This is a genomic window from Dapis hubbardiae BLCC-M172 (assembly GCF_050016015.1).
In the GTDB taxonomy this organism is placed as follows: Bacteria; Cyanobacteriota; Cyanobacteriia; order Cyanobacteriales; family Microcoleaceae; genus Trichodesmium.
In genome coordinates this window covers 15,122-27,584 of record NZ_JBNHEQ010000206.1, presented here as the reverse complement: position 1 = coordinate 27,584, position 12,463 = coordinate 15,122, and the positions used below count along the sequence as shown (strand labels likewise).

Sequence of the window (12,463 nt, the reverse complement as noted above, 5' to 3'; positions counted from 1 at the left end):
AATATTTCCCCTGTCTAGTCAAAGCTACTCCCAAAATAATCCTTTAAATCTAGGATAATAATTTAGATATCAGCCTGAAGATAAAATCTATTTACCTAATTTTCCAACCAGATATTTGATGTGATAATTTTTGTCTAAAGAGACCAAATAAAAAAATCTAAAAAATCTCAATTTGCCGATCAAGTTACCATAAGCATTCAGAGATTTATTTAACTTCAAATATCAAGGTAGGTTTCATTTTCTATCCTCCTACCTAACTTGCCAAAAATTCTCTCTAACCAAAACCTTTCGACTTAGGTAAATTTGACTTAAACAATCAAAAAAATCTCTAAATATTTCCGCTCTCAAATCAAAGATACTAGCAAAATAATCTTTCAATCCAGAATAATAATTGAGATTTCAGCCTGAGGATAAAATCTATTTATCTGATTTTCCCACCAGATATTTGATGTGATAATTTTTGTGGAAATTTCCGAATCAAAAAATCGAAAAAATCTTAATTGGTTAATAAATTTACCATAAGCATCCAGAGATTTATTCAACTTCAGATATCAAATAAAACTAGGTTTCATTTTCTATCTTCCTGCCTAACTTTCCCAAAATTCCCTTTAAGTATCAGCTTTCGACTTAGGTAAATTTGACTTAAACAATCAAAAAAATCTCTAAATATTTCCGCTCTCAAATCAAAGATACTAGCAAAATAATCTTTCAATCCAGAATAATAATTGAGATTTCAGCCTGAGGATAAAATCTATTTATCTGATTTTCCCACCAGATATTTGATGTGATAATTTTTGTGGAAATTTCCGAATCAAAAAATATAGAATAAAAAATTAGATGATTTTATGATTTCCTGGTATAGTTATATTGAGTATCTATAACTTTTCCTTGAGAAACCTAAAACTAGACTCAACCTGTTATTTTTTTCTCTTGTAAAAGCTTGATTAATTACGTCCCTTGATTCTTAGTTAAATTGTTCTATTTTCCCTCAAACAATCTAAAAGGTATATTTCTTCTTTTTAAAGTAAACTCTGAAAAATTAATTGATCTAATATCTAAGTGAAAATGACATCAAGTCCTTATCAAAGTAAAGTATTAAATTTTGTTGCAACAAAATATCGCCAAATATTAAATCGAAGCGATGCAACCTGGCGTCATTTAAAATTTGCAGCTACCAACACAGTTCAATTGTTACTTTATCCTATATATGTGTTGCTCCAAACCTCTCGCCTAACACTCAAACAACTACGACAAACAACTATAACTAACATACCACAAATAACAGAAAAAGTAAATAAAAAAGTTAGTAAAAAAGTTAGTAAAAATCATCAAACTCCTGACAAACCTATTCAGGAAAGATTACTAATTTCAACACAAGCCGATCCTAAACTATTAGAACCCTCAAGTCCTAGAATGCAGTGGGAAGATTTCTCAGGATTAGAGATTGTAAAAAATCATAAAGTATCAGATATTTCGACCAAGATAAAACAAAAAAATCCTCTAATATTACAAACAGCCAAGATAGAAAAAAATGTAAGATTACAGCTTCAACCCTGTGCAGAACTTGTGCCAATCTTTGGACATTTAGGAGGAATTTGGCACATTATGGCTTGGGTACAAACCAGTAAAATTGCCTTGTGGTTCAATTTGTTTGAGGAATCGAATATAGCTTTAGACCAAAATAAACCAAAACATGACAATAGAAATTTTACTTCCTACCAAAGTCAGCCATTATTGTCAAGTTCAAATCTAACTGTCAGTGAGTTTATTCATAATTTAGGCAAACAGTATCTATACCCAATTACCAGAGGTCTAGGATTAAATGGTTTGCTACTACCTTTTAACATAGAAGAAGAATGGGAACTTGAGTCATTGTTAGAAGCCGAACTAGGCCAAGAAAACCAACAAAAGCCTTTAGCTACCCAACATAAAACACCAACAGTTGCCTCATTAGTATCACCATGTCAACCAGGAACATTTCAGTTAGCCACCTCTTTAACAACTAAACCTGTCATTAACCCAGGAGCTGTAGAAAAATTAGGAAAAGAGAAAAATTGCCCTTTACATCAGGACTTCTCTCAGGAGAAAATCTCAAATTCTCATAATTCTCCCAAAAAAGAGGCGATCGCATTCAAAGAAGTTTTCAGAGATATAGATGGGCATACAATTGAACAGGAAATAAATTATAGCATAAACAGTACAAAAATATCTGTTCAAACTTATAACTCACAAAGTAGACCCAAACACCAAGCAAACTGGTTAGAAGTAGAATCAGTTTCAGTAGGGTATGTCAAACATCCCCTACAAATAATATTAGAGTGGGTTGATGTAATTATGACTTGGCTAGAAAAATTAGTTGCACAGGTGTGGCAATTGTGTCAACAAAAGTTGAAAAATTTTTGACAAATGATTGTGGTAAAATGAGTCAACATTTAGATATGATAAGAAAGTTGTAGATATTTGATCGAAAAAATTCGGTCTGAAACCCCATCCCTTTAGGAGAAATAATAAATGCTGACTTTGAAAATAGTTGTTAATATCGTTGTCCTGTTCTTTGTATTGTTATTTATTTTTGGATTCTTATCCAATGACCCCGCACGGAACCCTAGTGGTCGGGACATGGAGTAAATAGGTATTAATTTTAGCTTCCATGCTAGAATTGCCCCAAATTGAACGGTAGTCAATTTGGTATTAGTCCTGGCATTAAAGCTAGTATTATAGTCATAGAGAAGAAGCCGAAAATGCTCCCTTCCTCAAATCGAAAATATTGAATATAGAAGTGTGGCTCCTCCGCAGGAGGCAAGTAAATGCTAATCTTGTGGGAGCCTTTTTCAGCCTGGAAGTCCACTAATGTTATCAAGTGTTCCATTCCAGGCTAATTTTTGACATAGTTCATAGAATATGGTATAGAAAATAAATTCTAGTTAATTATTCAGGAGCTGTCCTTAGTCCCCAGAAGCAGACATCAAAAGTCAAAAACTAAGAATCAAAAGTATTGATTAGTAAGCCTTTGAGGATTTTGTAACTGCTTAATTATTTCTCCAATCCTGCACTAGGGAGTAGAACAAAGTGCAAAAGAATAATCTCAAGCTCAGGAATCTTACCAGACTCTGCTCACAATAACAAATATCAATATCTTTTAATTATATTAATTCCTAAAAAAATGGATTACAATCCCTGAAATTAAATCCCATATTGATTCTAAGCAAAACTAAAAAATTCAAATCAAAGCATCAACAATATTATCAACCTCCAGAAGTTAACTTTTGACTTTTAACTGGATAAATATTGTGTGAAAATTCTAGCTCTTAAGTTTATGATGAACTCTAATCTTTAAATCTCGTGAACTTAGTATTTCTATCCGAAATATGTCCTACCCCCTGCCACCTCCAGAACTACCTCCAATTGTTCAAACCCTACCTTCAGTCTCTGTAGTCCAATCTGTTACAGAGGCACGACAGGAACTATCTACTCCAAATCAAAATCAATCTCGTCCAACACCAAAATTAAACCAGGTTTCAGAAGAAATTAGAATATCTGCAAAGAACACTTTCTCAGGGGAAGAGTTCAGAGAAACCGTAGTGTACAAATTTCCTCAAATTACCTCAACTTTTGACCATACTCAGAAAGTAGGTCCAATTCATACAACCTCAGCCAATCTTGGACCACCAATAGAAATAGATATATCATCAGCACAGAGAATTTCTACTCTTGAAAGCCAAATCAATTCAGGTAGAAAACAAACATTCTCCTCCAACTCCTTCTCAGATTTCTCAGAATATAGTGTCTCTCAAAAAGAAGCTCAAACTACTCAACAAACAAACTCACTCAATATTAATAATAGTAGAAAAATATTAGAAAATTTTAGTAGTACAAAACAACCAATTTCATCAAAATTTCAGATAGGGCAAACCATCAGAGAAAACAACGCCCCAGAACTACCAAACCTTCCCCAAGACCAACAACCCATTCGCGAAAGTGACACTCTAGAGTCAGAAGACAAAAAAGAAGGAACCCCTATTCTTATACCAGATCCAGAATCTCAAACTCAAGACTCAGAGAATAGACAACCCATTCAAATACCTCTACCAGCAGATGTAGTCGAAGTAACTGCAGACCGCCAAGAATATAACGAGGAACGGCGACTTATTAGTGCAGAAGGTAAAGTAACAGTACGATTTAGTCAAGGAATAGTTAGTGCTGACAAAGTACAAGTTAACCTAACAACTCGTCAACTTCTTGCCACAGGAAATGCTGTGTTTACTCAAGACGGACAAGTCTTGCTTGGGGAACGGATGGAATATAACTTTACCCTTGACAAAGGATTAATTGAACAAGCAAGTGGAATTATTTTTGTCGGAAACGCAGAAGAAAGCTTGTCATCACCTCTCCCTACAACAGAAGGAGTAGGAGCATTAGGGGCAAGATCATTAAGCGATAACATTACCGCTACGCAACCTCCAACAAAAGTCAAAGCTACTGGAACTGCAAAATTTACATTTGAACCTACATTAGAACTACCAGAGCAGTCAGGAACAGTTAACCGACTGCGCTTTGAAGCAGACCGTCTCAACTTATTAGGTGCTGGTACCTGGGAAGCAATAAATCTGCGACTAACCAATGACCCGTTTTCACCCCCAGAAGTAGAATTAAGGTCAGACCGCGCTACACTGAGACCCCTATCTCCCTTTCAGGATGAACTGATAACCAAAAAATCTCGGTTAGTATTCGACCAACGTTTTAGTTTGCCACTATTTCGCGAACGAACAGTTATAGATCGCCAGCAACGAGACCCGCTCCCACTTCAAATTGGTTATGACCAAGACGATCGAGGTGGTTTATTTGTTGAAAGTACATTTGAACCGTTTGTTCCAGGTCCTTTGCAAATCAGGCTAACGCCTCAATACTACTTGGAAAGAGCATTTTTTGGTGGCGGTGAAGACGACTCCCCCATAGATGGTAATGTTATTGGTCTCAAAGCTTCTGTCAATGGTGCCATAACACCCACAACTCAACTACAAGGACGTGCCACATTTCTCACATTTAAAGATTTTCCCGACTTAGAGGAAGATGACTTTCGGGGTAGCGTTAGACTAAGACAGTTATTCCGAGGTTACAATTTAACAGGAGAGTATAGTTATCGCGATCGCTTATTTAATGGCAGTTTAGGATTTCAAACTGTTCACAGTAGTGCAGGCGTTGTTCTTACTTCCCCCCTAATACCATTAGGTGAAACAGGCGCTCAACTCAGTTTTCAGACTGGGTATCAATCAGTTAATGCAAGAACAGATCGCCGGGAATTGTTAACCGACCTCCAACCATTTGAACCCCTACCCGATGATGACGATGATGATGATAGCGATCCTAGATCGCGAGCTGACCTGGGTCGTTTCCAGAGTGTAGTGTCTCTAAGATATCCACTAACCATCTGGAGTGGTGAACCATTACCTGCTACCCCGGCTCAGGGTTTGAGATATACCAGTAAACCAGTAGTTCCATTTGTGCAAATGGTATTAGGACTTACAGGTGCAACTAGCCTTTATAGTAATGATGAAGACCAATCTTTTGTGCGTGGTAGTATAGGGTTTACTGGACAGTTTGGGCATTTTTCCAGAGACTTTTTTGATTATACCGGATTTAACTTAACATATAGTCAGACTGGTCTGAGTGGTCAGTCACCTTTTTTCTTTGACCGGGTGGAAGATACAAATGTCCTCTTATTTGGTTTCGTTCAACAGATTTATAAAGGTTTTCGGGCTGGCTATCAGAGTGGTATCAACTTAGAAAATGGTGATATTCTTGACGATAGAATTACATTAGAATATAGTCGTCGGACTTATGGGGTAGTATTAAGTTTTAGTCCCAGACGACGAACTGGTACATTGAGCCTCCGGATCAGTGACTTCAACTGGCAGGGTGGTACAACTCCGTTCTCTGGGGAAGATGTTCGACCTGTTGGTGGTGGTGTGGTTAGGTAACTTGAAGAAGGAGTCATTTCAGTTATCAGTTATCAGCTCATGTTACGCAAAAAGTAGTAAATCAGGTTATAATAGGGACTTACGCAGTACAACGTATTTTCGTCATTGCGTTTCGCTCCGCGACATGAAAAGCGACAGCTTTGCGATAGCAACCGACAGGGTTTGCGGAGCAGTCCGGAACGGATAGCAATCTCAAACCCTAGTTTTTCGTAGCTCATGCGTAATATCAAATCTGCTGGCAATGGAAGTGTTATAAGAAACCGGGTTTGTGGGAAGTAGATGTTATACAGCGGGGTATTTAAAACAAACCCGGTTTCTACGCTTTTTTATATCGATACTACCGGATTTGATATAAGTCCTGATGATATCAAACCCCCAAGTTTGGTAGGGGTTTGGTCACCAAACCCCTACAATATTCAATTGTACCGATATTAAAAGATTAAATTTCAATACCGTAATACAAAGCGAGATAACTGATAATCTCCTGACTATGGGGTACTAATTCGGGAAGATAAGTCTGCAAACTCCGTCGAACCGCATCCCCAAAGATGCTAATATCCTGAGTTTTAGTGCGGACAAAAGGATCGAGCTTTTGGATAAGTTGCCAATTGCTACTGATGTTCTCCGCCTTCAGGGTGCTTTCCAGAGGTGCTGCCGTGGGATCGGGGAAATCAGGGAGAATACGGCTAACAAAAGTAACCCGATGGAACACCCGCCAACAGGGGGGCTTTTTATCTGACTGGTTGGCTTGACTTAACGCCACCGCATTAGGATTATCACTCGCTAGCCAAATAGGATCGACCACTTTGCCAAAGAGATCCTCAAAGTTGCGCTCAGAACTATCAAGGTAGAAAGTTTTGAAGCGATACGCATCTACTTTTCCAGCAGCAGTGACAGCATTGCCATCCCCATCGAACACAGGTTTCCACTCATTATTTTCATCAGGAGCAGTCTTTTGTAAGTCCCCAGGTACATCCACATTCACTTCAATGCTAAAGGCTTTCTCTGTATCTTTAGCACGAGTTTTGGTGACATTAATGCTGCCGCCAATAGAGGCTTCAAACTCCAGAGAAAGACCAACAGGTGCATCAATATTGAGGTTAAAGCTGCCACCGACAGCCCCGCTAAAAGTAAAAGAGCCAGCGGTCACTTCACTTTTAACATCTGTCGTTTCGGTAGTCTCAGCAAAGAAACCACCGTCTGCTGTCCAGACATAGGTATTGACAATGTTCCGTTTAGAAAACTTAGTGGGTAGATTCAAAGCCGTGCTTGAACTTACAGCATCAGCCAAACCGCCAACGCTTGAACCAACGGCCGCACCAACTGCCATACCAAGAGGACCTGCCATAATGCCTGCTGCTGCTCCTGCTGCTGCACCAATAACTTGTCCAGTATTGGCAACGGCAGTATCAGCGTTTTGGTAGTAATTTAATAGGCGTTGCTCTTCTCGTTGGATACGCCCTTCGATGGCATAGGCTTCTTTTGGTTTGAAGTAGCTATATTCACCATAACCGCGAGTATTCTCGTAGCTTTCGTCAAAAACAACTGCACCATTTTCATCGTAGCCAATTCGACCATCAAGGGTTCCTTGCTTGGTATAGAAGGGATTGATATCGAAGGGAATAATATTCCAATCAATGGGAATATCGGGATTAGGCATCATACGGAAGGATACGAGGGCATTATTATGAGCTAGACGCAGAGCAAAGATATCCGCTGTTTGGGATTGCACGAGAGCAAAACCCTTGTTACCCGGCACAACACGACGACCAATTGCTGGGTTACGTTGTTGACCAGGTTCTGCACCTTCTAAGCTGCCTCCAAGGGCTACAGACATATTGCGAGTTCGGTTCATGCTAGTGCCAATACTCTCTTCTTGAGACCAGCTATTAGAGGTATCAAACTTGCCTTGAAGTCCAGCAGTAAAGTCAACATCCACTAGCTGTTGGGCAGTTCCCAATCCCAACGGTGCAGTAATCAACCAAACTTCAGTACCAGCAGTAATTTCTGCAGCAGCCTTAAATCCCATGTTAAAGCTACTTTCTTTGGAAGAGGAAAGGGAATAGTTAACTGTTGTACTTTCCACAACCTCAATGTTAGAGACATTTTCAATTAGGTCGTAGCGACTGCTGACAACACCACCTGTCAAATTCTCACTAGGTACTGGAGGGACACCTTCAATGTAACCAATAACCTGGGGATCGAACTGTGCTTGGCCAATCCATTCAGTTACCAAATTACCCACCTTGTAGCCCGTTACCAACTGCCACTGACCGTTTTGTAAGTAACTGTAACACCGCTTGAGTACCCCGCCCATATTACCTCGGCTGTCTCGCTGTAAATCAGCATATTCGACCACCCCAGGGATAGTATCAATCTTTTCTTGGAAGTCAGTTTCCACACCAGCAAGGGCAGAACGAACGGCAGCGGTATCATTGCCAATGGGGGCAGTCGAAAGGAATATCCTGGGGCGTGCTGTTTCGTTAGTAGGTAAGGACAGATGGTTGCCTCGCAGCCCATTGTCCCGAAGTTGGGTTGTGTCAGCACGGGTAGAACCGTCGTCAAAGGTGTAATAGGCTAAGAGATCCTGTTTTTCTCCTTTGAGACGGGTAAATAAATTGTCTCCAATTTGCTCGTCGGTGCGAAGGGTGCGCCAGATACGGACTTCTTCTAATATGCCTTGGAATTGATGGTTTGATGAACCACTGGATTGATAGCCAGCCATACTAAACTGTTTATCGCCCCAGGGCAAAGTTTCCGATGTCATGATTTCTGCAGCTAAGGGTAAACCATTCAACCGCAGGTTAAAAGCACTACCGTGAGGGTCAGGATTTTTTACCCAACGCGCTCCTTTAATTTTGCCGTGATTGTTACTTTTACTGTCTGTGGCAACATTACCTTCTTTATCTTCCAACTGCCACCAACTCACTAACCCTGATTCACTCCCCTCAATCTTTTTACCCAAATCTTTTTGGTTACGGGCGGTACTCCAGAGACGAACTTCTGAGATAATACCTTGAAAATATTCTTGTTGGCGTGGACTGGTTAGCCAAACAGCCAGTTCTGAGAAATTTAATACAGAAATCTCCCCTGGAAAGTATTCTTGTTGGCGTGGAGGGGAGAAACAGCGACCAATTTCTAAGGGTTCGTCATTGCCTAAAGGGGCTTTTCCATCATAACGAGTCGGTTGATTTCCTTGTTGTATCCCATTAATATAAAGGGCGATGTCAAACCATTCCTCTACATCCATCGATTCCACTATATCAAGGGTGCGGGTTTGGGTATTCCCATTCTCATCTTCGTAAGAAATGGTTTTGGTACCTGGATTTTCTTTCTGGGTTATACCTTTCTTGCGAGTGATGGCAATGCGATAAAATTGCCCAGTGGCTAGGGTTTCATTGGAGCAATAACTGTGATAGCCTCCATCAGCATCTTCAAAGACAAATCTCAGCTTATTATCACTACTGACAAACAATTGATAAGGCACACTCTTGTCATCTTCTCCTAGAAAACCTTTGGTGATGATGCCTTGAGTGATACCCAAGCGATTAAGCTGTAGAAACACCTCAATGGTCAAGTCTTCCCCAATATCTAACATCTGGTTATTGCCACAATTGAGGTAGCTAGAGCCATCAAAACGAAGACCATAGGACTGACGGAAAGGCAGAGCAACATGATTCCAGCTTTCAGCAGAGATGGTTTCTTGGCTCTTGAGGAAACGCTGTCCTTGATGATTATTAGCCGTTCCTTGACTTACCCCAGCAATAATATAGTAGTGTTTAGGGTCGGTTTGGCTGTTTGCTTCCTGTAAGGCCAGGGTATAGGCTGCGGTGTCGGAGTTGTGGTATAACAACCGAGCCATTGAATCACTGGTATTACTGGGGTTAACCCAAGCTTCCACCGTTAAATCCGATTTCATAGCAGTTTGGGGCAGCATTTCTGTCGGCAAAGACAGCAAATCACTGTTACTGTCGAAGTAGTAAGCCCTTCCTGGGGCGTTAGCACTCCAAAAGCTATCCCTTCCAGTAATGACGGTTGCCTCTCCATTGGTAACATTACTGCTATTATTACTCACTGAAGCCAACACTTGTAGCGATCGCTTCTTAACACTATAAGTTGCAGGAACAATTGTTGCTGTCACAGTTTCTGGTCGGTCTCCTGTGCCATTGAGAATATCAGCTAATTGTTTTGGGTCACGGGGTAAGTCAGTCCAGGTTTCAGTAATACCACGATCGCTATTGGTAATAGCTAAGGTACAGGTGTCGTCACTACTCCCATCACTAATGGTTGCACTGATAGCGTTGCTCCCGGCAACACGAGCAAACAGGGTGAGATTATTATCAGGGAACTTTAAGCAAGTCCGAGCCACCAAAGTTTGAAAATAGGATGCCATAAAAGGCCCAGAATGATCGGGGTAGTAGAGGCTTAACTCTCCTGTTGCCCCATCTAATAGAGTAGGGGTATTAGTAGCGGTGGCAAACTTCATTAAGCTACCATTAACCGTTAAGCCAGAGGCATCAATATGAAGTAATCCCATCGGTAAGCGGATTTCGTTTTGTTCGCCCCCTGTCAACACACCTAACCGATCTTCTTTGTCAGACAGAAGGCTTTGTAATTGCTGTATTCGGGTTTCTTTCGCAACTATTGTTTCCCCGTTATCCCATCGTTGCAGTTCTAATTGCCAATCATTGAGTTCACTATTTCTTCTTTCTATAAAGTAAGTTACTTTTACGTTTCCCATGTCACTTCCTACAGATACATCTCCCCGCGTCCTCAATACATACTCGTAACTGATCATCTCTTTCTTAATTATCCAGATACGATTTGATAGATATTCTCGTGGTATATCAACGCCATTTCTCAGTTGTTGGATAAACTCATCTATTTTAGGCACTATGCTCGGTGGGTATTCTGTTCCCCATTCCTTTTTACTATAAGCCCCAGCGGAGGGGCTAGACAATCGCTCGTAGCAGAGGCGTCTTTCGGTAAAGTAGTCAACATAACCATGTCGTTTAGCTTTCAGCGCGGTAATTTCGTTGGTGAGTAGTTCAATTTCATCCGTAAGTGTGCGAATCTCCCCTTCCAAGACAGAAATTTGCTTCAATTCACCACTGGAACCTGGTTTTTCCAATACTGGCAGCGTAATAGCATCAGGCAATCCTGCCAGTCGTCCTTCCCGAGAAACCGCCATATCAAGGGTTGCTACCGCCGGATCGCTGCCACTACTATCCTGGGTTGCCATTGCGACCATGACGCGGGCATTTTTCTTCATAGGTTTGCGGTTGTTGTTGTACCCTGTGGCTTGTTCTTCTTCCTGATAATAAAGCTTGGCAGCCCAAGACCCCACAAGGGTTTGTCCGGTGAGAGAAAAACTACTGCGACGCATTCCCGCACGATCGCCAATGGTAGCCTCGGAGGAAACCCAGCTAGAATTACCGTAAATGGTGCCGTCATGAGCATTATCTGTTTGATCAAAAACTCTGCTACCTGCCCCTTCATCAAATCGCCAGTAACCCACAAGTCCTGGTTCATTACCAATGAGACGCAGAAAACACTGACGGGAAATCTCATAACCAGTTCGGGCATAGTCCCACACCCGCACGTCATCAATTTCTCCTTCAAATCCAACCTCTGCGTTACGGTTTGCCCCAATACGAAATAGATCGAATTTAAAAGAGTATGTTAATTCTTCAGCTAAGACTTCTTGACCATTGATAAAAGCTTTCAATGTGTTGGTGTTGCCATCGTAGCTAATAGCCAGATGATGCCACTCGGTATTGATGGGCGCGAGAATCAAATGATTTAATTTGTAATTGCCTGAACCATCAGCTGCTATTTGAAACGTATTCTCTGTAGCTCCCCTTTGGGTGGAACTGAAAACGCTGCTATATCTTGGCAAATTTTCCCTTGTAGGATGCAGCCAAAACTCAAGGGTAAAAGCGGTAGGTTGCCAAGGTTGGGACAAGGGAACATCTACATAGCTGCTACCATCAAAAGCTAATGCTGTTTCTGCATGGTTGGTAGATTGAGAGATAGGAATTAAAGGAGTACCTGTGAAGGGATCGTTTCCTGGTTCTCGTTCTAATACAGCATCGCGGTATTGGGCATCTGGACTGGTGTAAAGTTGGGTTCCTTGAGGATTAAACAGTCCATCTCCCGCGACTTCCAAGTTAAAGGCATCAATACGCTCAGTGGCACTGTTATGGGCAAAAAATTGCCAGCGTTTTATCCCCTGCACTTGGGTCGGTAGTTGCAATACTGTAAAACCACCATTGTTCAGGTTGCGAATAAACGCCAGTTCTTGGGTCGGTTCATAGAAGGGGTTGCCTTCCATATCTTTTGACCCTAAGCTGTCGGTTTGGCTAGCAGGGTTGGTTTTGTGGCGACTGCGTTGATAGCGTACCTCTCGGTTAGGCTGTAACCTTTTCCCTGAGAGAATGAAGCGATCGCACAACAGGGTACTATCTACTACAGGAACGTTACTA

The 12,463-nt window shown here is 41.0% G+C and carries 5 protein-coding genes; 3 read left to right on the top strand and 2 right to left on the bottom strand.

What is annotated here, in order from left to right; genetic code table 11:
- Positions 1 to 374 precede the first annotated feature (374 nt).
- A complete protein-coding gene (locus ACP6PK_RS18935; protein ID WP_168186413.1) occupies positions 375 to 542 on the bottom strand; it encodes a hypothetical protein in 168 nt (55 codons plus the stop codon).
- Positions 543 to 1,065: 523 nt separating this feature from the next.
- Here ACP6PK_RS18935 and ACP6PK_RS18930 point away from each other — a divergent pair.
- From ACP6PK_RS18930 to ACP6PK_RS18920, 3 genes are all read left to right on the top strand, one after another.
- Positions 1,066 to 2,403 (top strand): hypothetical protein, encoded by a 1,338-nt coding sequence (locus ACP6PK_RS18930; RefSeq protein ID WP_094677366.1) that lies wholly within the window; start codon positions 1,066 to 1,068, stop codon positions 2,401 to 2,403.
- A 108-nt stretch (positions 2,404 to 2,511) separates the two neighbouring features.
- Entirely contained in the window at positions 2,512 to 2,628 is a 117-nt protein-coding gene (locus ACP6PK_RS18925; RefSeq protein ID WP_011612663.1) for a photosystem II reaction center protein I, read from the top strand.
- A 740-nt stretch (positions 2,629 to 3,368) separates the two neighbouring features.
- Positions 3,369 to 5,978 carry a DUF3769 domain-containing protein gene (locus ACP6PK_RS18920; RefSeq protein WP_426561688.1) on the top strand — a complete coding sequence of 870 codons (2,610 nt, stop codon included), beginning with the start codon at positions 3,369 to 3,371 and terminating at the stop codon, positions 5,976 to 5,978.
- Between the two features lie 439 nt (positions 5,979 to 6,417).
- Here ACP6PK_RS18920 and ACP6PK_RS18915 read toward each other — a convergent pair whose 3' ends face one another.
- The gene (locus ACP6PK_RS18915; protein ID WP_426561686.1) at positions 6,418 to 12,432 is read right to left on the bottom strand and encodes a LamG domain-containing protein; all 6,015 of its coding nucleotides are present in this window, start codon (positions 12,430 to 12,432) and stop codon (positions 6,418 to 6,420) included.
- Positions 12,433 to 12,463 lie beyond the last annotated feature (31 nt).

Coding starts and splice junctions, on each gene's coding strand:
- ACP6PK_RS18930 (WP_094677366.1), top strand. CDS start 1,066: ATGACATCAAGTCCTTATCAAAGTAAAGTATTAAATTTTGTTGCAACA.
- ACP6PK_RS18925 (WP_011612663.1), top strand. CDS start 2,512: ATGCTGACTTTGAAAATAGTTGTTAATATCGTTGTCCTGTTCTTTGTA.
- ACP6PK_RS18920 (WP_426561688.1), top strand. CDS start 3,369: ATGTCCTACCCCCTGCCACCTCCAGAACTACCTCCAATTGTTCAAACC.